Below are 21,148 nucleotides of genomic sequence, written 5' to 3'. Positions count from 1 at the left end.
GGCACCGGCCGTGCGCGGATCTACTCGAGCCCACCCTGATCGCTGACACGCAAAGCTGCTACCACACTTATCCAGTTATCGATATCGCGAATCACGGCATCGGCACTGCCGATGCCGCGACTCTGCTGTTGTTATCGCGGTGTATGCGGGCCGGTCAGCAAGCTGACAGCAGCGCGCGCACGCTTTCGTCGGCCAGACGGTCGGCGCGGTCACGTGATACCGCGGGCTCGACGTAGCCGATGTTGAGGGACAGCTCGTTGTGCGTCGCATTGGCGGTGGCCATGATGAAGCCGCTGACGGACATGCCGGAGACGAACTGCGCGCCCTCCAGCTGCCAGGAGCCGATCTTGGCCGGGAACGGGTAGTCGCCGAGGTAGGTCATACAGAGATGTCCCGGGCCGCGAGTGTCCATGAGTTTCACCGTGGACGCGCTGGCGGCCACCGACTTCGGCGCGGCCACCTTCAGCAGGTTCAACGCGGACAAGTGATCGCGCCGGTCCATCCGCGCACCGTACTCGCGCTCGATCTCGGCGGCGATCTCCCACAGCGAAGCCCACGGTGCGTACTTCGCCGGGGTGGCGATCATGCCCTGATAGGTGCCGACCTCGGTGTCGCCCGCGGCGCCGTCGAGATGGTCACGGAAGTTGACCGAGCTGCCGACGGTGTACCAGGCGGCCTTGTCGGTGCCCGCCTCCCTGGCCGCCGCGGTCAGCAGCGCGGCGGAGAGCGCGGCCTGCAGGCCGACGCCGTGGCGGGCGCAGCCCGCGGTGAGCGCCTCCAACTGGTCGCCGTCGAGGCTGCGGTGCACCACCCGGCTGCGCCGCTGTGCGGGCGGGGCGAGCCTGGTCGGCTCCAGCCTGCGCGGCTTGCGCAGCTGCGACTTCTGGTCGCGCAGGAACGATCCCGCGGTGCGCAGCGCACCGCCCGCACCTTGGAAGCGCGGGGGGAACAGTTCTTCCGGGCCCGGCCGGACCGGCGCGGGCGAGAAGTCCCCCCCTTCCCCGGCGGCCACTTGGAGCACCTGCTTGGCCACCGACAACGCGCTCTCGCCGTCGGCGATGGCGTAGTGCAGCGTGACGATCAGCTCGTTGGTGCCGTCGGTCTCCTTGATCAGCACCGCCCTGGCCAGCGGGCCGGTGCGCCAGTCGAACGGCTCGCGCAGCTCCACCTCGTCGGCCTCGGTCAGCCAGTTCGTGCTGTCCTCGGATTCGATCACGCGCAGCGGGATGGGCGCTTGCACCGGAACGAAACGCGGTGCGGTGCCGTCCGGTTCGGCGGCGACGGCGACCCGCAAGAGCGGATGTCGGCGTTGTACTTCGTCCAAGCCCGCGCGAATCCGGTCGGCTTCGACGTGGCCACGAATTCGCACCCGCGACAGGATGTGCAGCGGTGCCAGCTGATCGGCGATCCAGTGCCAGCGCTCGACCGGCGAGAGCGGACGCGGCAGTCGCGCCGTCGGCCCGTCCGGCGGCGGGAACGACATCGGTTTGCCGAGTTCACGCAGGAAGAATTCGGTGGGCGCGTGGCGGAAGTAGGTGTCGCGCACTCGCACCAGGCGCGGGTCGGTGGTCTGCTCGATCTTCGCCAGCGAAGCCGATCCGTTCACGAACATGGCGGTGCGGTCAGCGCGCAACTTCTCGTAACGACGCAGGCCCGCGACCGGGTCCAGTGAGTTGCGCAGCACACTGGCCAGCACCACCGCGTCCTCGATCGCGGCGTTGGCGCCCTGGCCGAGGCTGGGCAGCATCGGGTGCGCCGCGTCGCCGAGCAGCGTCACCCGGCCGCGGCCCCACTGCGCCAGCGGCGGGCGGTCCTGAGCGGGCACGGCCAGGATCGCCGCTTCGTCGGTCTGCTCGATGCAGGCGCGCACCTCCGGCGCCCAGTCGGCGTACAAGCGCAGTAGGTCTTCCTTGTCGCCCTGCCAGTTGGCGGCCTCGTCGGCGGGGAGCGTCTTGGTGCCCCACCAGTACACCCGGCCGTGACCGATGTCGTGGATGCCGAAACGCATTCCGGTGCCCCAGAAGTGCGCCGACAATCCGCGCGCGACATTGGGGTGCTCGAACGGGATGCAGGCCAGCCAGCAGACGAAATCGCCGGGCCGCGGCTCGGCGCGACCGTGCAACTGGGCGCGCACCACCGAGTGGATACCGTCGGCGCCCACGAGCAGATCGCCCTCGGCGACCCGGCCGTCGGCGAACTCGACGCGCACGTGCTCGCCGTCATCGACGAAGCGGGTGGCCTGCGCGCCGACGAAAGTCGGCGTGTCGCCGATCGCGTTCAGCAGCACGTCGTGCAGGTCGGTGCGGTGCAGCGCCACGGCGGGTGCGCCGAGCTGGGCGTCGAGCCGATGCACCGGGAGCACCCGGATCGGGCTGCCGTCGGGGTTGCAGAAACGGAAGGTCTCGACCCGGCCGCCGCGTTCGAGCAGCTGCTCGTCGATGCCGAGACCCAACGTGCGCAGTGCGTTGATTCCGTTGGCCTGCACGGAAAGTCCGAAGCCCTGGGCCCGCAGTTCCGGGCCCGCTTCGTATAGTTCGACGCCGAATCCCGCATGCCGCAGGGCGGCCGCGGTGGTGAGTCCTCCGATCCCTGCCCCGAGAACGACAACCTTGATCGGACTGCTCATCGAACCTGCACTCTCATCGAACCACTCGACGGCACAGGTGGTTCCCGCCGCGACGCGGCCCGCGGGCCACTCTGCCCGCGCGAAACCGTCCCGCTGAGCAGCACTGACCGAGGTCACTGCGTCGACCCCGACCAGGCAGGCAGCTAGGACGCCTGTGCCTGACCGTCCGGAAGCCTACCGCTACTCGGCGCGCAAGGCCGAGTTGAAGTGAGATTCACCGCATCGCGCGATTGTGAAACGGAAATGTGTTGCAATGAGGCATAATTCGCCCTCCACGCACCGCGTTCGCCCTCGAATCGGGCTCGTCGTCGGCTTCAGAGGTAGGACGTATCGTTCACCAGACGCACCGAAGACCCGCCGTCGAGATAGAACTCGGCTATCGAGAGCGACGCCAGATCCAGATGCAAGCGATACAGCAGCGACGGGCCGGCATCGAGGGCCAGCCGCAGCAGCGTCTTGATCGGGGTCACATGACTGACCACGACCACATTGGCGCCGGGGTACCGCTCGAGCAGGTCGCGCAGAGCCGCGTCCACCCGCGCGCGGACCTCCTCGAAGTTCTCCCCGCCGGGCGCGGCGACGGTCGGGTCACCGATCCAGCGGGCGTGTAGATCCGGGTCGCGTTGCGCGGCCTCCGCGAAGGTCAATCCCTCCCACGCGCCGAAGTCGGTCTCGATCAGCCCGTCGTGGATCTCGACCGGGACCCCGAGCGCGGCGGCGGCCGCCTCGGCGGTCTCCCTGGCCCGGCCGAGCGGAGAGCTGACCACCGCGGCGATGCCGCCTTTGGCGGCCAGCATTTTCGCGGCGCGCGCGGCCTGCTCGCGGCCCAGCGCGGTGAGCGGCGGATTGCCGCGACCGGAATAGCGGCGTTGCACCGACAACTCGGTTTGGCCGTGGCGAAGCAGCAGCAAACGCGTGGGCCGACCCGTGGCACGGGTCCAGCCGGGACCGTGCTGCGCGGGCTTCGACTGCTCGGCGTTCGCTTCCCTGGCTTCGTCGATCCAGCTCGGCAGATCGCGCTCGGTGTCCGCGAGAGCCGGATCGGCGGCTTCCACCGACCGGGTGGAGGCGGCCTGGGCACGGCCCTCGTCCACGTCGGCTCCGGCGTCCATAGCCTCGTTCGCGAGCCGGTCGGCATGCGAGTTCTGCGCGCGTGGGATCCAGCGGTAACTCACCCGGGCGAACCCGGCCGCGATCCTGCGGGCCTGGTCGGCGAGCGGGATCAGGGCCGCGTGCTTGATCTTCCAGCGACCGGACATCTGCTCGACGACCAGCTTGGAATCCATCCGCACCACGACCGATTCGGCGCCCAGCTCCGCGGCCGCCGCCAACCCGGCGATCAGTCCGCGATATTCGGCGACGTTGTTGGTGGCGATGCCGAGGAACTCCCGGCGCTCGGCGAGCACCCGGACGTGATCGGCGTCGTAGACCACCGCGCCGTACCCGGCCGGACCGGGATTGCCCCGCGAGCCGCCGTCGGCTTCGACGATCACTTCGGGGAAGCTCATCGCATCTCCCCGGCAATCGGTCGCGGCGAACTCACAGCCCCGATTCCCTGGTCCGGACCAGGATGGCGCCGCACTCCGGGCAGCGCACGACCACGTCGGGAGCGGTCTTGGCGATACGGGCGATCTCGCCGCGATCGAGTTCGATGCGGCACGCGCCGCAGCGCCGCGCCTGCAACAGGGCGGCGCCGACACCGTGCTGTTCCCGCTGACGGTCGTAGATGGCCAGCAGTTCGCCGGGCAGCTTCGCGACCACGCCCGCGCGATCGGTTTCGCAGCGCGTCTGCGCCACCTCCAGGTCCGCGAGCGCCTCGTCCCGCTGTCGCCTGGCATCGCCGAGTTCCTCGTCGGTCTTGCTCAACAGCGCGCCCGCGTGCTCGTGGTCGGCGGCGGAGGCTTCGCGCCGCTCCATCACCTCGAGCAGCTCGTCCTCCAGCACGGAGCGGCGGCGCTCCAGACTCCCCAGCTCGTGCTGGATCTCCGAAAGCTGTTTGGCGTTCACGGTTCCCGCGGTGAGCAGACTCTTGTCCCGCTCCTCGCGCTTGCGCACCGCCTCGACCTCGCCCTCCAGCTTGCGGATGTCGCGGTCGAGATCGTCCAGCACGATCTCCACGGCCACCGCGGCGTCGGAGTGCGCGTTGCGCTCGGCCTCCAGCCGCGCCACCTCCTGCTGCTCGGGCAGCACGGTGCGGCGGTGCGCGATCCGGGTCAGCTCGGCGTCGACGGCGGCGAGCCGCAGCAGCTCGGCCTGGATCGGGGGTTCGACATTCAACGCGGACAAACTCCTGGACGGGGTGGACGGGACTGGTGTTCAACCGTACCCCGCCGGATCGGCGGACCGGCGTCAGCCGCCGACCGTGCGAGTTTTGATGGCGTCGCGGGAGATGTAGACGTCGTATTCGCCGGGCACCGCGATCACCGCGTTGCCGTAGGCGGAGCGCACGAACGGCTGGGTCCACCAGCGGCCGGCGCGCATGTCGGCGAAGAAGTCGCGGTCGCCGTCGTTGAGGAAGATCTGGTTCTGTTTGGTCGCGACGCCGTCCAGACGCTGACCGTACAGGCGGCTGATCCGGTAGCCGGAGTGAAAGCCCAGCGCGTTCACCCACGGCTCCAACTCGACGATGCCCGCTTGCAGTACCCACATGTCGCCTTCGACCTGGTGGGTGAGACGCTGCTCGGGGTGGTCGTCGTCGCCGTACAGGGTGACATCGACGTCGAGCAGGTGTTCCTGTCCCGCCACCGGCTTGGCCACCACATGCGCCGCTTTGATCTCGCCGGTCAATCCGAGATAGGTCTGCAGCAGCGTCGCGATCCACAACAGCACCGCGGCGACCAGCAGCAGCGCGAGTCCGCCCGTTCCGCGTGCGAGCAGCGGCCGCATTCCCACCCGGCGCGCGGCGATCAGACCGGAGATGATCAGCGCTACACCGACGACCAGCAGCAGGATCAGCCCGATCTGCACGAGCCCGAAATCCACCGGGAAGTTCATGCGGTAGTTGTACCCCGCGCGAACTACTCGATTCACCCGAAACGCCCAACCCGTTCCGGCTCGGCGCGGACACGCCCCGACACGCCGTTGCCAGTTCGTCGCCGAGACAACGGGTTCGGACGCGGACGTGCGACGCTCAGCCGGGCGCGCGCACCGTCCACGGATCGGTGCGCAGCGTGGACACCCTGGTCTCCAAACCGGGAAGGGCGGTTCGCACGACCGCTTCCGCCTGCGCGCACCACGGGAATTCGGTCGCCCAGTGCGCGGCATCCACCAAGGCGGGGCCGCCCGTGCGCAGGTGCTCGTCGACCGGGTGATGGCGCAGGTCGGAGGTGAGATACACATCGACACCCAGCCCGCTGGCCCTGTTCAGATAGGAGTCACCCGCGCCGCCACACACCGCGACCGTGTAGACGGTGCGATCCGGGTCGCCCGCGGCGCGTACGCCCCACGCGGTGGGCGGGAGGGCGCGGGCCACGCGATCGGTGAAGTCGCGCAAGGATTCCGGTTGCGGCAGGGTGCCGATCCGGCCGATGCCGAGCGACGACGGCAGCTGGGCGCGTTCGCTGATGTGATACACCGGGTCGTCACCGGGATGCGCGGCCCGCAGCGCGGCGAGCACGGCCGAGCGCGCGGCGGGCGGGGCGGCCACCTCGATCCGCTCCTCCTCGACGTACTGGAGTTCGGTCAGGGAGCCTTGTTCCGCGGCTTCGGGACGGAACTGGCCGGTCGCGGGCACACGCACCGCACGGTCGCAACAGTGCCCGCTCGCGCCCGCACCGGCGGCGAAGAGCGCGGCGAGCACCGCGTCGGTGTGCGTGCGCGGCACCTGGATCACCCAGTTGTCCACGGCTGCTTCGGGTTTGGAGTCCAGCGGGCCGGTCACGGTCAGGCCGATGGCCGCGGCGAGCGCGTCGGAGACGCCGGGATCGGCGGAGTCGGCGTTCGTGTGCGCGGTGAACAGCGCACAGCCCGAGCGGATCAGCCGATGCAGCAGCGCGCCTTTCGGCGTGCTCGCCGCGACGGTGTCGACGCCGCGCAGCAGCAACGGGTGGTGCACCACCAGCGCCTGCGCACGCCAGTCGATCGCCTCGTCGACGACCGCAGCGGTCGCGTCCACCGCGAAGAGCACCCGGGTCAGCTCCTCGGCCGGGTCACCGCAGACCAGGCCGACCGAGTCCCACGGCTCGGCCAGCGCGGGCGGGTAGGCCGCGTCGAGCGCCCCGATGAGATCCGCGAGCGTGGTCATCGTCCACCTTCCTTCGCTTCGGTTCCGCACTGTGCGGCAGTGGATTCACCGCCGGACGTGCCTGCGTGGCTGCGTGCGCTCGCCCGTCTCGTGCCGGTGATTCGCGTGGTCGGACGGTACGAAGGGCACAGTCCAGCGCCACGAACACCGCGTCCGTCGTGGTGAGTGGGCCGGACCCTTGTTCGCCCGGATGCCCGGTGCGGCGACCACCATCCGGCGGACGTGGAGATCGGCCACCGGCCGTGAGACGTCCGACACGCGAAATCTCCGTCCGGCCAGTGCGCCTGCGCGCGGGATCGGATCTTTGATCGGCGTGGCACGGCCGGAGCCTCGTGCTCACCGGACATCCGCCGACCGGATCGCCGCGACCAGCCGGTCGACCTCCGCGGGGCCACGGACCGCGACGCGCAGGTGATCCGGGCCCAGGCCTGGGAAGGTGTCCGCGCGCCGGACCGCGATCCCCTCCGCGGCCAAATGTTTGCGCAGCAATTCACCGTCCGCCACGCGCAGCAGCAGGAACGGGCCTTCCGCCGGAGTGTGGACCGCCACGCCGAGGCCGGTCAGGCGCTCGATCATCGCGGCACGGTGCACGGCGAGCGTTTCGGCGCGGCGCTGCGACTCGGCCACGGCGGCCGGGCTCGCGGTCGCGGTGATCGCCTCCAGTTGCAGGGTGCCCAGCGGCCAGTGCGGTCGCCCGTGGCCGAGGCGCGCCAGCACCTCGGGCGCGCCGAGGAAGTAACCGCAGCGCAGCCCCGCCAGCGCCCACGTCTTGGTGAGGCTGCGCAGGACGAGCAGGTCGGGCGCGGGGTCGGCGGCGAGGGATTCCGGCTCACCGGCCACCGCGTCGGCGAAGGCCTCGTCGACCACAATGACGCGTCCGGGCCTGCGCAGGGCGCGGATGGCGGCGGCCGGGTGCAGTACCGAGGTCGGGTTGGTGGGGTTCCCGAGCACCACCAGATCGGCTCCGGCGGGCACCGCGGCGGAATCGAGCCGGTAGGGCGGTTCGAGTACCACCCTGGTGACGGGAACGCCCGCTTCCCGGAGCGCGAGTTCGGGCTCGGTGAACGACGGATGCAACACCGCGGCCGACCGCGGCGCGAGGCGAGGCAGCATGGCGAAGCCTTCCGCCGCGCCGGCCAGCAGCAGCACCTCCCCGGGATCGCGGCCGTGCCGGGCCCCGATCGCGCGGCGGGCGGCTTCGGCGTCCTCGGCGCTGGGATAACGCCCCAGATCGGAGAGGCGCGCGGCCAACCGCCGCCGCAGCCATTCCGGCGGTGCGGCCCCCTGCACGTTCACCGCGAAATCGAGCATGCCCGGACGTACGTCCACGTCGCCGTGGTGGCGCAGTTTCGCTCGATCGACGGTGTCCTCGGCCACGAGACCACACCCTACGTGGCGGCGCCGGAGCGGGACCGGCCAGAATGGCAGGCGTGGGCCAGCTGCACGTCTCGTTCGTCTGTACCGGCAACATCTGCCGCTCTCCGATGGCGGAGAAGATCTTCGCCTCGCACCTGTACCGGGCCGGCCTGGCCAATCGGGTGCGGGTGAGCAGCGCGGGCACCGGTTCGTGGCACGTGGGCGACGACGCCGACCCGCGCACCAGCGCGACCCTGCGCAAATACGGGTACCCGACCGGCCACGTCGCCGCGGCGTTCGGCGCCGAGCACAGTGACGCGGACCTGGTGATCGCGCTGGACAGCTCGCACCAGCGCGACCTCGCCCGCCTGGGCATCCCGGCCGAGCGGCTGCGGTTGCTGCGCGCCTTCGACCCGGACGCCGACGGTCAGGACGTGGCCGATCCCTACTACGGCGACACGACGGACTTCGAACTCGTGCGCGCGCAGATCGAGGCCGCCGTCCCCGGCCTGCTCGACTGGGTGCGCGCCGAACTGGCCGCCGCCGAACCGCCCGACCCGCGCCTCGTCTCCGACGAGCGATCCTGATGCGCAGACTGACCTTCCTGCTTCGCCCCAGCTGGCTGATCCTGGCGGTGCTGGTCGCCGCGTTCGCCTACCTGTGCTTCACCGTGCTCGCGCCGTGGCAACTCGGCAAGAACACCGCCACGTCGCACCGCAACCAGTTGATCGCCGACTCGGTGAAGGCCGAGCCCATCGATGTCACGACCGTGCTCTCCGGCGCGGGGAGCGAGCACACCGAGTGGCGGCGTGTCACCGCCTCCGGCAGTTATGTGCCGGACTCGACGGCGCTGGTGCGGCTGCGCCATCTCGACGGCGCTCCGGGGTACGCGGTGCTCGCGACGTTCCGGTTGGACGACGGGCGCGTGCTGCTCGTCGACCGCGGGCTGGTGGCGGCGGTCGACGGCACGCGCCCGCCGCAGATCCCCGAGCCCCCCGCCGGGCCACAGCGCATCGAGGCCAGGGTCCGGATGTCCGAAGGGGTCACGCCCGGCAAGGACCCGAGCGTCCAGGACGGCTATCGCCAGGTGTACTCCATCGACACCACCCAGGAGACGGCGGTCCTGCGACAGTCCCTGACCGCCGTTCCGACCGGCGGCGAGCGCGGCGGCTACCTGCAACTGGGTGAAAACCAACCGGGCGCGTTCACTCCGACGCCGCTCCCCCAGCTCGATGCGGGACCCTATTTGTCCTATGGCCTGCAATGGCTGGCCTTCGGCATCATGGCTCCCCTCGGCCTCGGCTATTTCATTTACGCCGAGATCCGGGAACGAAGGAAAGAAAAGAGCTCCGCCGCAGAATCGCCCGAGGCCACGTCAGGCACCGAACCGGCCGGGTCCGAGCAGGCTCCGTCGACGGCTCCCAGCGTGCCCGCCGCCGCACCGACCACGCAAGCGCGCCTCGCCGACCGCTACGGCCGCGGCCGCGGTTGATCCCGGCATGGTCGCGGCCGGACTTGCTCGACGCGACGCCGGACGATTCGCACTACGGCTGAGCCGGGCCGAGCAGATCCCACCGGTTCCCAGCGATGTCCAGGAAGACCGCCACCTGCCCGTATGGCTCGCTCCGTGGCGCGCCGACGAACTCGACACCGCGCGAGACCATTCGGTCGTACGCCGACCGGAAGTCCTCGACCTGCAAGAAGAATCCGACGCGGCCCGCGACCTGATGTCCGATCACCGCGGCTTGCCGCGCACCGTCGGCGCGGGCCAGCAATATGCCGGTTTCGGCGCCGGGTGGCCGCACGACAACCCACCGTTTCGGGCGGCCGTCATTCGTGCGAGCCGCTGAGTCCTCGATCAGTTCGAATCCCAACGAGTCGACGAAGAAGTCGATCGCGGCGTCGTACTCCGCCACCACGATGGTCATGAGCCCGATTCGCACCCGCCGACCCTATCCGAGCCGGAATAATCCGGATTCGCACGATCAGCGCCCCTACACCAGCCGATCGGAGGTTCCGCGCGGCGCCGACGCTGCGGCCGGTGACCGTCATCGCCCGGCGATCGCGAGCGGCCGCGGCCGCCGGTGCGCGGGCCGACCGCCCGCGGACTCCCGCCGTTCGCGGCTGCCCGGTGCGGCGGACGGCTCAACGCCTGATCGCGGCCACCCGCCGCGGCCAACTACTCAACGTCTGATCGCGGCCACCGCGGCGGCGATCACGGTGGCGGTGAGTTGCACCGCCTCCGAAAGGCGTACGGCGCGGCGCAAGTCGTGCACGGTCGGAGCGGGGCCGTCACCGAGCACCGGGCGCATCTCCACACCGTGCGGGTACTCGGTGCGGCCACCCAACCGGACGCCCAGCGCCCCGGCCATCGACGCTTCGACCACGCCCGCGTTGGGGCTGGGATGCCCGGCGGCGTCCCGGCGCCACGCGGCCAAGGCGGCAGCGGGCCTTCCGCCGATCGAGGGTGCGAGCACGGCGGTGAGCAAACCGGTGACGCGCGCCGGGATCAGGTTGGCCGCGTCGTCGACGCGCGCGGCGGCCCAGCCGAAATGCCGGTAGCGCTCGTTGCGGTAGCCGATCATCGCGTCCAGCGTGTTGACCGCGCGATATCCGAGCAAACCCGGAACGCCCGCCACCGCTCCCCACACCATCGGGGCGACGGCCGCGTCGGAGGTGTTCTCGGCGATGGACTCCAGGGCCGCGCGGGCGAGACCGTCCGCGTCGAGCGCCTGCGGGTCGCGGCCGCACAGCGAGGGCAGCAGCGCGCGGGCGCCGTCGAGATCGCCCCCCGCCAGGCGATCGGCCATCCGGCGACCGGCTCGGGCCAGACTCCGGCCCCCCAGCACGGTCCAGGTCGCGGCGGCGGTCGCGACCACGCCGCCGCGGCGTACAGCCGCGCCGAGTCCGACCACCGCGCCGACGGCCAGCGCCTCGTGCACCAGCCCCGCGGCGCGCCGGTCGGCATAGGTCACCGACTCCAAAGCCGCCACCGCCGAACCGAATCCGGCCACCGGGTGCCACCGCCGCGGATCGCCGAACGTTCGATCGAGCGCGAAGCCGAGCAGCAACCCGAGCGCGGTAGCGGTCCCCTTCTGCACTCGGCGACACTATCGGGCGGGCGGCGACCGTCCCGCACGGCCCGGCCGTGTCACACTCCGCGCCCCTGCGTCGTCGACCTGGTGACGCATCCATAGACTCGCCCCGGCGGGGCCCGAACGACGAACGGCGAACAGACGTGACTTCCGAGCAGCCTTCCCCCGAGCACCTCGACCAGGCCGAGCTGGCTCGGCGGTTCGAGGAGCACCGCCCGTATCTGCGCAGGCTCGCCTACAGCACCTTGGGCAGCCTCAGCGACGCCGACGACGTCGTGCAGGAGGCCTGGCTGCGGTTGCAGCGGCAGTACGAGAGCGGCGCCGCCGGTGAGATCGACAACTTGCGGGCCTGGCTGTCCACCGTCACCGGCAGGCTCGCCCTCGACCACCTCGGCTCCGCCCGCGTGCGCCGCGAACAGTACGTGGGCGAATGGCTGCCGGAGCCGGAGGTGACCAGCTGGGACGACCCCGCCGACCGGATCACCCAGGACGAGCGGGTAACCACCGCGCTGCTGGTCGTGCTCGAGTCGCTGTCGCCCGCCGAGCGCACCGCGTTCGTACTCCAGGACGTCTTCGGCATGAGCGGCCCCGAAGTCGCCGAAGTGGTCGGCCGCACACCGGCCGCCGTCCGCCAGCTGGCTTCCCGCGCACGCAAACACGTCGAGGAGGGCACCCCGCGCTTTCCCGCCTCCCCCGACGAGCAGAAGAAGGTGGTGTCGGCCTTCGCGCTGGCGTGGCGTTCCGGCGACCTCGGCGCCCTGCTGGGCGTCCTCGACACGAACGTCAGCCTGACCGCCGACGGCGGCGGCAAGGTGCCCGCGATCCGGCAGCCCGTGCACGGCGCCGAGCTCGTGGCCAAGCTGCTGCTCGGCTGGTACCAAGTGGCGGGCGGCTGGGGCCGCGCGGTGCTGGTCAACGGCCAGCCCGGACTGGTGGTCTTCGACGGCACCCACACGGGCGTCTTCTCCTTCACCGTCGACGACGGTCGCATCGTCGCGATCGACGTGGTCCGCAACCCCGACAAGTTGCGCGACCTGCCCACCGCCGGTGAGCCCGACTGGCACCTGGGCGGAAGCCGCACCGAGCGGGAGTAATCAGCCCGCGACGCCGAGCGGCCGCGAGTATCCGTGCGCGGCCGCGACTTCGGCCGACAGCAGCCGCCCGGCGTCCGCGGTGAGCCCGTGCGCGAGATCGGGGTGCCGGGCGCATGCCTCCTGCCAGCCGAGTTCGGCGATCGCCCGCACGTAGGGCAGGGTCGCGTTGGTGAGCGCGATGGTCGAGGTGTGCGGCACCGCGCCCGGCATGTTGGCGACGCAGTAGAACAGCGAATCCGCCACCCGGAAGGTCGGATTCGCGTGCGTCGTCGGGTGGGCCGAGGCGAAGCAGCCGCCCTGGTCGATGGAGATGTCCACCAGCACCGCGCCGGGGCGCATACCGCCGACGAGCTCATCGGAGACCAGCTCCGGCGCACGCGCACCGGGAACCAGCACCGCGCCGATCACCAGATCCGCCGACAACACCGCGCGCCGGACCTCCGTGGCGTTCGACGCGACGGTGGCGATCCGCCCGTCGAAACGAGCGTCGAGTTCGCGCAACCGATGCAGGTTGGTGTCCAGCACGCTGACGCGCGCCCCCATGCCGACGGCGACCGCGGCCGCGTTCGACCCCGCGACGCCGCCGCCGAGCACCACCACTTCCGCCGGGCGCACGCCGGGGACGCCGCCGGGCAGCAGTCCGGCGCCACCGAGCGGCGCCATCAGGTGATACGCGCCGACCTGGGCGCCGAGCTTGCCCGCGATCTCGCTCATCGGAGCCAGCAGGGGTAGCGACCCGTCGGCGGCGCGCACCATCTCGTAGGCGATGGCGGTGATGCCCGAGCGCAACACGGCGTCGGTGCATTCGCGCGACGCCGCCAAGTGCAGGAAGGTGAACAACACCTGCCCACGGCGCATCCGCTGATACTCCTGCGCGATCGGCTCCTTCACCTTCAACACCAGGTCGGCTTCCCGCCACACCTGGTCGGCGTCGGGGACCAGGCGGGCACCCACCGCGGCGTAGTCGGCGTCGGGAAATCCCGATCCGACGCCCGCGCCCGCCTGCACCAGCACGTCGTGTCCGTGCCCGGTCAGTTCCCCGGCGCCCGCCGGAGTCAGGGCTACCCGGAACTCTTGATCCTTGACCTCCTGTGGAACTCCGATCCTCATACCGCCATCGTGGCCCCGGCGCGGGGCCGACGCCACGACCGACGCGCCGAACGCGCACGGCGACCACCCGAGCCGCGCGCGCCGGGTGAGTTTCTCGGCACGTTGCCCAGCTGAGTTCGGACGACCCGTCTCACACGGTGGTGGTGCGTCCCAGCGGCGGTATCCGCAACTGCTCGGTGCGGCCGCCGTAGCGGAAGACACGGCCCAGGTGGTCGAGCGTCTCGCTGAAGTGCGCCCAGCCTTCGGCGTGGACGGGCACGATCACCGCGTCGCCGAGCGCTTCGGCTGCCTCCAGCGCGGTGCGCGCGTTCAGGGTGACGTCGGTGTCGCCGAAACGGCCGACGTTCGCGGCGCCCACGTTGAGCACGGCGATGTCGATGCGGCCGATCCGCTCGACGATCTGCCGTACCAGGTCGACGGAGGCGTTGTCACCCGAGACGTACACCGTCGGTTCGCCTTCGGCGCGCAGCACGAACCCGGTGACGATGCCGCTGAACGGCTCGCAGCCCTCGGGACCGTGCAGGGCCGGCACGCCGGTCACCTGCACGCCGTGCACCGTCACCGTCTCCCAGTTCGCCAGCCCGCGCACTCCTTCGATCCGGGTCGCCGCGCCGGGCGTGGACAGCACGGTCGGCACCGTGGTCAGCAACTTCCGGCCGGAGTCGTCGAGGTTGTCGGCGTGTTCGTCGTGCGAGAGCAATACGACGTCCACGGGGCCGACTTCCGCCTGCGATACGGCAGGCCCGACGAGTTTGTGCAATGTGATGGGCCCCGGGTAATCGCCCGGCTCGTCGAAGGTGGGGTCGGTCAGCCAGGTGCGGCCCGCGTAGCGGAACCGCACCGTGGGACCGCCGATGTGCAGGAGTTCCAGGCCGGTGCGTTCGATCGTCTCGCTCATGCCGTTGATCTTGTCCCGCCCGCCCGCCGCAAGCCAGTGGCCCGCGAGCCGCTTACCGTTAAGATCAGGCCATGCGTACGGTGGCCGTCCTGGCGTTCGACGGAGTCAGTCCCTTCCATCTGTCGGTGCCCAGCCTCGTCTTCGGCCGGGTCGGCGTCGAAGGGCCCGCGCCGTATCAGGTGGACGTGTGCGCCGAGCGGCCAGGAACAGTGCGCACCCCGGCCGGATTCGACATCCACGTCCGGCACGGACTCGAGACGCTGACGCGGGCCGACACCGTCGTGATCCCGAGCTGGCGACTCGGCGCTCCGCTGTCCGCCGACGTGCGCGACGCCCTGCGCACCGCACACGCCGGCGGCGCCAGGATCGTCGGGCTGTGCCTGGGTTCCTGGGCGGTGGCCGCCAGCGGACTGGCCGACGGCCGCGAGATCACCACGCACTGGGCCTCCGCCGCCGAGCTCGCCCGTGCGTTCCCCGCGGTCCGGGTCCGTGCCGACACGTTGTGGTCGGATCTGGGCGATGTCGTGACCTCCGCCGGGGTGGCTGCGGCGCTGGACTGCTGCCTGCATCTGGTCCGCGGCGATCTCGGCAGCAAAGCCGCCACCGAGCTGGCCAGGTCGCTGGTCACCGCCCCGCATCGCAGCGGCTCCCAGGCGCAGTACATCCCCGTCGCGGTGCCCGACGCCGCCGACGACGATCCGATCGAGCGCGCCATGGTCTGGGCGCGCACCCATCTCGGCGACCCGGTCGACCTGGACGGCTGGGCCCGCGTCGCGCTCATGTCGCGGCGCACCTTCACCCGCCGCTTCCGCGACCGCACCGGCACCAGCCCCCAGCAGTGGCTGCTGCTCCAGCGCACCGATCGCGCGCGACTACTGCTCGAATCCACCACCGACACCGTGGAACGCATCGCCGTCGACACCGGATTCGGCACGGCGGTGAGCCTGCGCCACCACTTCCACCGCATCCTCGGCACCAGCCCCGCCGCACACCGCACCAGTTTCCAAGGACAGAACTGACCGGGACGGGCCGCGGGTGGCCGCACAGCCGAGCCCGCTAAGTTCATGGCCATGCGGATTCAGCTGGGCGAGCATGCGCCGGAGATCGATGAGAGCGCGTGGATCGCGCCGAACGCCACCGTGATCGGCCGTGTCCGGCTCGGCGCCGAGGTCAGTGTCTGGTACAGCGCGGTGCTGCGCGGCGACCTGGAGACCATCAAGCTCGGCGCGCGCAGCAATATCCAGGACGGCTGCGTGCTGCACGCCGACCCGGGCTTCCCGCTGACCGTCGGCGCGGGGGTCTCGGTAGGGCACAACGCGATCCTGCACGGGTGCACGATCGGCGACGACGTGCTCGTCGGCATGGGCGCCACCATCCTCAACGGCGCGGTGGTCGGACCCGGCAGCTTGATCGCGGCCAATGCGCTGATCCCGGAGGGCGCGCGGATTCCGCCCGGTTCGCTCGTGGCGGGCGTGCCCGGCAAGGTGCGCCGGGAACTCGGTGCCGAGGAGCAAGATCGCATTCGCCTGAATGCGACTGTCTACCTAGCAAATACAGCCCAACATCGCACGGCGAATGAGGTGTGAAACAGGACACACTGATCAAATGTCCATTAGAGATCGCTGATAGCATTCAGCCAGCGTGCCCGGCGACCCGGGCTCTCCTGTCGACACGGTTGTCGTGCGACTTGTAGCGCAGTGGTGAACCCACCCGGGTCGACGGGTGGGCGAGCGTGCAGGCAGGAGGTATCACGGTGTCGTACGTGCAGTCGGGTGTGCACGGGCCCAAGGGCCGGATCAGCGTCGCCGACATCGCGGCCCAACCGGGGGGAGTCGAGGCACTCCAGCGCCGGGTTCATGAATTACGTTCTCGCGGTGTGGATTTCGCCGCGAACGCGATCGAGAAGGAAATGGCCGAGCTGGATCTGCCGCGCCAATGACTTCGACGCCACGCTCACCGCGGATCACGATGCCGCGGTGAGCGTGGCGAGTCCGGCCGTGGTGTGCTGATCCAGCGCCATCAACGCGGCCCGAATTCGTACCGTTTGCCAGCCACCGTCGACCCGGCGCAGGCGCACCGTCCCCTCGGTACGATGCCGCGCCAGATCTCGCGACATGGTTCGCGCGGTCGCCAGATCATCCGGATGAATCTGCGGCCTCGGTTGCCCGGGGAGATCCGCCCAGGCGACGTCCGGCATGGGTGGCCCGATCCACCGGATCAGCCGCAACGAGCGCAGATTGACGATCGCGCGGTACTCGCCGGGTTCGGTGGCGGCCTCCAGCACCGCGTACTCCAGGATCGTCGGCGGTGGAGCGGCGGAGACGGCGGTGGCCGCGCCGATGTCCTGGGTCACCCCGCGCAGCAGCACATGAGGCTCGCCCGCGTCGTCCGGCTCGGCGACGATCCGGCAGGCGAAATGCCCGGCGCGCAGAGCGTCGTCGTCGCGCCGGATGGTCCAGACCGCCTGATGCTCGGTGCCCGGCGCCGAGTTGACGATCTTGGCCAGCGCCTCGCTCTCGTCGCGGTTGGCGACCAGCCGGGTGAACGCGCCCGCGATGGCCAGCTCGGCGGCACGGTTCTCCGGCGCGACGCCGTACAGGTCCAGCAGGTCGATACTGCGCACCGAGCGGTTGGCCGTGAGATCGAAGTACCACGCCCCCATCGGGTCGGCCGCCGCGACCGGCTCTTGCCGCGGGCCCACCCACAGTCGTACGGCATGCGCCCGCCCCGGTGCGATGAGCAGCGGCTCGGCCCGCACCGTGCGCCGCCCATCGCCGGAGACGCACGCGACCGGCGCACCGGTGGCGCATGCCCGCCGCAGCGCCGACTCCGCGTCGGCCCGCGACAGCGGATTGCGCACGATGTTGCTCAGCGGCACGAACGCCTTCGGCGCGGACCCCACGGCGATCACTCGCCCCGGCTGGCCCGAAAAGCAGTCCAGCAGCAGCCATTTCGTCACCATCCGCGCCCCCGCACGTCATCATCGGCGGTCCACCGTAACTCGTAATATGCTCGGCCGGTTGTCATTTCGCCCTCCCCGTCCCTGACCGCGCATCCGGCGTGCGGTCAGGACCGGAATACCATGTCCAGCACCTTCTCGTGGTACGACCCCGCCATTCGTGTGACCAGGTCCACAGCGATGGCATCGATTCCGACCAGGACTTTCGCCTCGCCGCGCGCGGCGCCGCGCAGAATGGTCCGCGCAGCCGCTCCCGGGCTGGTCCGCGCCACATGTCCCTCGAATCGGCGCACCACCGCTTGCGCGTCGACGCCCGGCGCGACGCTCGCCGACCGGGCGATCCCGGTGAGCACTCCGCCGGGATACACCCCGGTGACCCGCACCGAGCCGCCCGCCGCACGCATGTCCTGGCGCAGCGAGTCGGTGAAACCGCGTACGGCGAACTTCGCCGCGTTGTACGGCGCGTGCCGCGCGACGGCCACCAGCCCGAACGCCGAGGACATATTGACGACATGCGCGCGATCGGCGGCCAGGAGATGGGGCAGGAACGCCTTGGTCCCGTTGACCACACCCCAGAAGTCGACGGCCATCACCTGTTCGAAGTCGCTGAAGGGCGACTCCAGCACGCCGCCGACGTGCAGGATGCCCGCGTTGTTGAACAGTGCTTCGACCCGCCCGAACCGGGCGACGGTCCGCTCCGCGTACGCGAACACCGCCGCCCGATCGGTGACGTCCACCGTGCTCACCGACGGCTCCCGGCCGACGGCCGCGCACAACACCCCCGTCTCGGCCACGGCATCCGCCGACTTGTCCGACAGCGCCAGCGATGCCCCCGCGCCCGCCAATGCCACCGCCAGCGCCCGGCCGATGCCCGAACCCGCGCCGGTGACCGCCACCACACGATTCGCGAAATACCCCATGGCTCAACCCCTTTCCGGACCGGCCGGAGTCGCGGCCGGACACCGACCACAGGCTAGTCAGCCGAATCTGGACGCGCGACCCACTCCATCCGGCCGCCCCTCGGCAATGCCGGGTCACGCGGCGTCCACCCAATGAAATAATGGACGTTCCCGTCCGCACCCGTCGCGATGCCGCGCCCACCGGCCACGGCCCGGCGACCGCGCCGAACCTACTGGAGATCCGATGCCAACCCTCTCGCCCATGTTGCAGCGCATCCTCGAGAAGCCGGTCGCCGACGGCGAAAAGCTCCTGGAAAGCGCACTCTCGGCATTCCTGGACTTCGGTATCAAGCGGACCAGCATGGGCGAGATCGCCCGCCGCGCCGGGATCAGCCCGGCCACGCTGTACCGGCGCTACGAATCCAAGAACGACCTCGTCGAGGCGGTCAGCGTCCGGGAGGCACAGCGCTTCGTCGCCGCGATCGAGAAGCAGGTGCGCACCGTATCGGGCAACGACGATCAGCTCGTCGAGATCTTCGTCGCGTTCATCAGCGCCATCGCGGGCAACGAACTGCTGCGCAGGCTGCTGCGCACCGAGCCCGACCTGATCCTGCCCCGGCTGACCACCGAGGCGGGGCCGATCCTCGCCGTCGGCCGCGACTACCTGGCCGAGAAGCTGCGCGAGCTGCGGAACGCCGGTGGCACGCACGACTTCGACGCCGATCTGGTCGCCGAGATCATGGCCCGGCTGGCGCTGTCGCTCGCCCTCACCCCCGACGGCCTGATCCCGGTCAGCGATCAGAACGCGGCGCGCGAGTTCGCCCGCCGCACGCTGCTGCCGATGGTCGGCGTCCGGGTCAGCGCGTAATGGGCGCTGTCGGACGCAGTCCGTCTTCAGCCCGCGCATGGCCGGAGCGAAGGCGGAGGTACGCGCAATCCGACGCCGAACGCGGCGGCCACCCGCTCGTCCAGCTCGGCCCGCGCCGCCGCATCCGGCGCCCGGCCCTCCACGAACTCGCGCACCAGATCGATGACTCCCGCCGACCTGACCGCCGCCGGATCGGGCACCGGCAGCCGTGACACATATTGGGTGATCCACCGCCGCCTGCCCGAGTACAACCGATTGCCGCAGACCACGTCGTAGAACCGCAATCCCAGCGCCGAATTGGCCACCCCCATCAGCAGGTATGCCAAGCGCGTCGCCTCCGTGGGCGCAGCCGCCAGATCGGGCAGCGAGATCCAGTAGCAGTCGCCGTTGACCACCGCGCCCGAGCTGTCCAGCGCGAAACGCGGACGGTCGCTGATGTCCGGGAATACCAGCTTCGGCTGCTGCCACAGGTGCGGGCGCTGCGGCACCCAGATCTCGTACCAGGCGCGGCCGCTCTCGACGACATAGCGTCGCCCGGCCAGTGTGCGACGATGCGACCGTAGATACGCGGCGGCGGCGGGGTATTCGCCGAGATCGATCGGCGTGCGGCGGGCACAGGCCAGGTCGTAGGGATACAGCACGCGAACGTCGCGGGCGCGTGTGGCCCGCCACGGCGCCAGATCGTGATGGGTGATCAGCTCCAGCAACAGTTCCGGCTCGGGACACAGGTCGGCCTGTGCCCAGCGGTCGGAGATGAACACATGGTCGGCGGTCGTCTTGATGCCGACCCGGATGCGCGCCACCTCGCCGAAACTGCGCCAGGTCGCCGCCGCTATCCGCGCCAGCCAGGAATCGATCGCATCGTGCGACATCCGCCACGCGGCCTCCGGCTCCCGCGCCGCACCTCGGAGCGTCCTTCGTTCCGCCGTGACATCCGGCGTGGCGTCACTGGTCGAACTCTCATCGCCACCCCGACCGGCTCCGGGGGCCCCGGGCGGCCCGGACCCCGTTGCCAACGTGCCGACCTCGACGGCGAAGGTCCGGCCGTTGTACTCGACGATCGAGCCGCCCGGGTCGAGCAGCGCCTCGAACAGCGTCTTCGCACCTGGTGTTTCGCCGATGGCCTCGTAGGCGGAGACGTAGCGGCAACCGTCGCCGTGGTTCGCGCGGCGCGCGATGGTGATCGCTGGCAGCACAGCGGCGGTGAACAGTTTGGTGTCCCCCAGGTCGTACAGCTCGACCGGAGCCAGATCGGTCAGCAACAGCCGCCGGATGTTCGCGCCGGCCTTGGTGGTCAGGAATCGGTTGGCGCACAAGAGGCCGAGCACACCTCCCGCGGCCAGCAGCCGTGGCAGCGTCGCCACGAACGGATGGGTCAGGTCGATCCGCCCCCTCAGACCGAACCGCTTGCTCAGCAACTGCGCGGTCGATCCGCCCAACTGCTGGGTGCGCACATACGGCGGGTTGGTGATCACCGCGTCGAACGAGCCTTCCGCGAGCCGCGCCTCGATCGCGAGGAAGTCCGCCTCGTGCCAGTGCACATCGATCCCCGCCGAGCGGGCGCGCTCACGGGCGACCGCGAGCGCGCGGGCGTCCAGGTCGTAACCGGTCAACACCAGACGGGCACCGGGAAACCGGGCCGCGACCTCCTCGTGCACGGCGAACAGCAATTCGCCGTCGCCACAGGCCGGATCGAGCACACGCAGGACGCCCGCGTCCGAGGGCTCGGCATGGCGCAGCAGCCGTTGCGCCAGGAACCGCGCCAGCACGGGCGGCGTGTAATGCCTGCCGTGCCGTTTGCAGTCCCGCGCGGCGGGAGCTTCGGACGCCATATCGGGATTCTGCCTGGCGCGACCGCGCCCGTTGCCGCAACGCGGGCAACACTTTTGCGCCCCGCGCGCGTCGCGGCCGACTCGCCCGGCGACGGCGTGGCGCCCGGCTTTCGCGTCGGAGCGTTCGATGCTAGCGTTCGGTCTCGAAATAAGACTGCCAAAGGAGGC

The 21,148-nt window shown here is 70.8% G+C and carries 21 protein-coding genes; 8 read left to right on the top strand and 13 right to left on the bottom strand.

Annotation, left to right across the window (positions count from 1 at the left end):
- Positions 1 to 154: 154 nt before the first annotated feature.
- The 6 genes from AB0L97_RS11300 to cobC all read right to left on the bottom strand — a co-directional run bounded on the left by AB0L97_RS11300 (position 155) and on the right by cobC (position 8,246).
- Positions 155 to 2,626, bottom strand: a complete 2,472-nt coding sequence (locus AB0L97_RS11300) for an FAD-dependent monooxygenase (protein ID WP_364427734.1) — start codon at positions 2,624 to 2,626, stop codon at positions 155 to 157.
- A 314-nt stretch (positions 2,627 to 2,940) separates the two neighbouring features.
- Positions 2,941 to 4,134 carry a bifunctional RNase H/acid phosphatase gene (locus tag AB0L97_RS11295; RefSeq protein ID WP_364427731.1) on the bottom strand — a complete coding sequence of 398 codons (1,194 nt, stop codon included), beginning with the start codon at positions 4,132 to 4,134 and terminating at the stop codon, positions 2,941 to 2,943.
- 31 nt (positions 4,135 to 4,165) lie between these two features.
- Entirely contained in the window at positions 4,166 to 4,903 is a 738-nt protein-coding gene (locus tag AB0L97_RS11290) for a C4-type zinc ribbon domain-containing protein (RefSeq protein ID WP_364427728.1), read from the bottom strand.
- A 72-nt stretch (positions 4,904 to 4,975) separates the two neighbouring features.
- Entirely contained in the window at positions 4,976 to 5,620 is a 645-nt protein-coding gene (locus tag AB0L97_RS11285) for a hypothetical protein (RefSeq protein WP_364427725.1), read from the bottom strand.
- Between the two features lie 136 nt (positions 5,621 to 5,756).
- Positions 5,757 to 6,869 carry a Nif3-like dinuclear metal center hexameric protein gene (locus AB0L97_RS11280; RefSeq protein WP_364427722.1) on the bottom strand — a complete coding sequence of 371 codons (1,113 nt, stop codon included), beginning with the start codon at positions 6,867 to 6,869 and terminating at the stop codon, positions 5,757 to 5,759.
- Between the two features lie 336 nt (positions 6,870 to 7,205).
- Positions 7,206 to 8,246 (bottom strand): Rv2231c family pyridoxal phosphate-dependent protein CobC, encoded by a 1,041-nt coding sequence (gene cobC, locus AB0L97_RS11275; protein WP_364427719.1) that lies wholly within the window; start codon positions 8,244 to 8,246, stop codon positions 7,206 to 7,208.
- A 44-nt stretch (positions 8,247 to 8,290) separates the two neighbouring features.
- Between cobC and AB0L97_RS11270 the strand changes: the two genes are divergently transcribed.
- Complete coding sequence (locus AB0L97_RS11270; RefSeq protein WP_364427716.1) at positions 8,291 to 8,812, top strand: low molecular weight protein-tyrosine-phosphatase; 522 nt, start codon at positions 8,291 to 8,293, stop codon at positions 8,810 to 8,812.
- On the top strand, positions 8,812 to 9,717 hold the full coding sequence (locus AB0L97_RS11265) for an SURF1 family protein (protein ID WP_364427713.1): 906 nt from the start codon (positions 8,812 to 8,814) through the stop codon (positions 9,715 to 9,717). Before AB0L97_RS11270 ends, AB0L97_RS11265 begins: the two co-directional genes overlap by 1 nt.
- A gap of 52 nt (positions 9,718 to 9,769) precedes the next feature.
- Here AB0L97_RS11265 and AB0L97_RS11260 read toward each other — a convergent pair whose 3' ends face one another.
- On the bottom strand, positions 9,770 to 10,168 hold the full coding sequence (locus AB0L97_RS11260) for a VOC family protein (protein WP_364427710.1): 399 nt from the start codon (positions 10,166 to 10,168) through the stop codon (positions 9,770 to 9,772).
- Positions 10,169 to 10,266: 98 nt separating this feature from the next.
- Between AB0L97_RS11260 and AB0L97_RS11255 the strand changes: the two genes are divergently transcribed.
- On the top strand, positions 10,267 to 10,419 hold the full coding sequence (locus AB0L97_RS11255) for a hypothetical protein (protein ID WP_364427707.1): 153 nt from the start codon (positions 10,267 to 10,269) through the stop codon (positions 10,417 to 10,419).
- On the opposite strand, the gene AB0L97_RS11250 is transcribed toward AB0L97_RS11255, so the two are convergent.
- On the bottom strand, positions 10,409 to 11,326 hold the full coding sequence (locus tag AB0L97_RS11250) for a cobalamin biosynthesis protein (RefSeq protein WP_364427704.1): 918 nt from the start codon (positions 11,324 to 11,326) through the stop codon (positions 10,409 to 10,411). The two genes, AB0L97_RS11255 and AB0L97_RS11250, sit on opposite strands and share 11 nt — an antisense overlap.
- Before the next feature lie 137 nt (positions 11,327 to 11,463).
- Between AB0L97_RS11250 and sigJ the strand changes: the two genes are divergently transcribed.
- A complete protein-coding gene (sigJ, locus tag AB0L97_RS11245) occupies positions 11,464 to 12,414 on the top strand; it encodes an RNA polymerase sigma factor SigJ (protein ID WP_364427701.1) in 951 nt (316 codons plus the stop codon).
- Here sigJ and ald read toward each other — a convergent pair whose 3' ends face one another.
- Complete coding sequence (ald, locus tag AB0L97_RS11240; protein WP_356965054.1) at positions 12,415 to 13,524, bottom strand: alanine dehydrogenase; 1,110 nt, start codon at positions 13,522 to 13,524, stop codon at positions 12,415 to 12,417.
- Between the two features lie 130 nt (positions 13,525 to 13,654).
- Positions 13,655 to 14,422, bottom strand: coding sequence for an MBL fold metallo-hydrolase (locus tag AB0L97_RS11235; protein ID WP_364427697.1), 768 nt, complete (start codon positions 14,420 to 14,422; stop codon positions 13,655 to 13,657).
- Positions 14,423 to 14,493: 71 nt separating this feature from the next.
- Between AB0L97_RS11235 and AB0L97_RS11230 the strand changes: the two genes are divergently transcribed.
- The 3 genes from AB0L97_RS11230 (at position 14,494) to AB0L97_RS11220 (ending at position 16,361) form a co-directional block, all read left to right on the top strand.
- On the top strand, positions 14,494 to 15,441 hold the full coding sequence (locus tag AB0L97_RS11230) for a helix-turn-helix domain-containing protein (RefSeq protein ID WP_355072762.1): 948 nt from the start codon (positions 14,494 to 14,496) through the stop codon (positions 15,439 to 15,441).
- Positions 15,442 to 15,492: 51 nt separating this feature from the next.
- Positions 15,493 to 16,008, top strand: coding sequence for a gamma carbonic anhydrase family protein (locus AB0L97_RS11225; RefSeq protein ID WP_364427694.1), 516 nt, complete (start codon positions 15,493 to 15,495; stop codon positions 16,006 to 16,008).
- 167 nt (positions 16,009 to 16,175) lie between these two features.
- On the top strand, positions 16,176 to 16,361 hold the full coding sequence (locus AB0L97_RS11220; RefSeq protein ID WP_039803648.1) for a hypothetical protein: 186 nt from the start codon (positions 16,176 to 16,178) through the stop codon (positions 16,359 to 16,361).
- Between the two features lie 24 nt (positions 16,362 to 16,385).
- On the opposite strand, the gene AB0L97_RS11215 is transcribed toward AB0L97_RS11220, so the two are convergent.
- Positions 16,386 to 17,384 (bottom strand): GAF domain-containing protein, encoded by a 999-nt coding sequence (locus AB0L97_RS11215; RefSeq protein WP_355072758.1) that lies wholly within the window; start codon positions 17,382 to 17,384, stop codon positions 16,386 to 16,388.
- A gap of 104 nt (positions 17,385 to 17,488) precedes the next feature.
- Complete coding sequence (locus AB0L97_RS11210) at positions 17,489 to 18,301, bottom strand: SDR family NAD(P)-dependent oxidoreductase (RefSeq protein WP_356965049.1); 813 nt, start codon at positions 18,299 to 18,301, stop codon at positions 17,489 to 17,491.
- A gap of 223 nt (positions 18,302 to 18,524) precedes the next feature.
- On the opposite strand from AB0L97_RS11210, the gene AB0L97_RS11205 reads away from it, so the two are divergent.
- Complete coding sequence (locus tag AB0L97_RS11205) at positions 18,525 to 19,148, top strand: TetR/AcrR family transcriptional regulator (protein ID WP_355072755.1); 624 nt, start codon at positions 18,525 to 18,527, stop codon at positions 19,146 to 19,148.
- 26 nt (positions 19,149 to 19,174) lie between these two features.
- On the opposite strand, the gene AB0L97_RS11200 is transcribed toward AB0L97_RS11205, so the two are convergent.
- The gene (locus AB0L97_RS11200) at positions 19,175 to 20,980 is read right to left on the bottom strand and encodes a methyltransferase domain-containing protein (protein WP_364427688.1); all 1,806 of its coding nucleotides are present in this window, start codon (positions 20,978 to 20,980) and stop codon (positions 19,175 to 19,177) included.
- Between the last annotated feature and the right edge of the window lie 168 nt (positions 20,981 to 21,148).

Origin of the sequence: Nocardia sp. NPDC051911, assembly GCF_040681035.1 — a bacterium.
Lineage (GTDB): Bacteria > Actinomycetota > Actinomycetes > Mycobacteriales > Mycobacteriaceae > Nocardia > Nocardia sichangensis.
This window is presented reverse-complemented; position numbering and strand designations above follow the sequence as displayed.

What these genes read in the sequence shown, in the direction of transcription:
- AB0L97_RS11270 (WP_364427716.1), top strand. Translation starts at nt 8,291, where the DNA reads ATGGCAGGCGTGGGCCAGCTGCACGTCTCGTTCGTCTGTACCGGCAAC.
- AB0L97_RS11215 (WP_355072758.1), bottom strand. Translation starts at nt 17,384, where the DNA reads ATGGTGACGAAATGGCTGCTGCTGGACTGCTTTTCGGGCCAGCCGGGG.
- AB0L97_RS11225 (WP_364427694.1), top strand. Translation starts at nt 15,493, where the DNA reads ATGCGGATTCAGCTGGGCGAGCATGCGCCGGAGATCGATGAGAGCGCG.
- ald (WP_356965054.1), bottom strand. Translation starts at nt 13,524, where the DNA reads ATGAGGATCGGAGTTCCACAGGAGGTCAAGGATCAAGAGTTCCGGGTA.
- AB0L97_RS11205 (WP_355072755.1), top strand. Translation starts at nt 18,525, where the DNA reads ATGCCAACCCTCTCGCCCATGTTGCAGCGCATCCTCGAGAAGCCGGTC.
- AB0L97_RS11280 (WP_364427722.1), bottom strand. Translation starts at nt 6,869, where the DNA reads ATGACCACGCTCGCGGATCTCATCGGGGCGCTCGACGCGGCCTACCCG.
- AB0L97_RS11300 (WP_364427734.1), bottom strand. Translation starts at nt 2,626, where the DNA reads ATGAGCAGTCCGATCAAGGTTGTCGTTCTCGGGGCAGGGATCGGAGGA.
- AB0L97_RS11265 (WP_364427713.1), top strand. Translation starts at nt 8,812, where the DNA reads ATGCGCAGACTGACCTTCCTGCTTCGCCCCAGCTGGCTGATCCTGGCG.
- AB0L97_RS11285 (WP_364427725.1), bottom strand. Translation starts at nt 5,620, where the DNA reads ATGAACTTCCCGGTGGATTTCGGGCTCGTGCAGATCGGGCTGATCCTG.
- AB0L97_RS11210 (WP_356965049.1), bottom strand. Translation starts at nt 18,301, where the DNA reads ATGGGGTATTTCGCGAATCGTGTGGTGGCGGTCACCGGCGCGGGTTCG.
- AB0L97_RS11200 (WP_364427688.1), bottom strand. Translation starts at nt 20,980, where the DNA reads ATGGCGTCCGAAGCTCCCGCCGCGCGGGACTGCAAACGGCACGGCAGG.
- AB0L97_RS11230 (WP_355072762.1), top strand. Translation starts at nt 14,494, where the DNA reads ATGCGTACGGTGGCCGTCCTGGCGTTCGACGGAGTCAGTCCCTTCCAT.
- AB0L97_RS11235 (WP_364427697.1), bottom strand. Translation starts at nt 14,422, where the DNA reads ATGAGCGAGACGATCGAACGCACCGGCCTGGAACTCCTGCACATCGGC.
- AB0L97_RS11295 (WP_364427731.1), bottom strand. Translation starts at nt 4,134, where the DNA reads ATGAGCTTCCCCGAAGTGATCGTCGAAGCCGACGGCGGCTCGCGGGGC.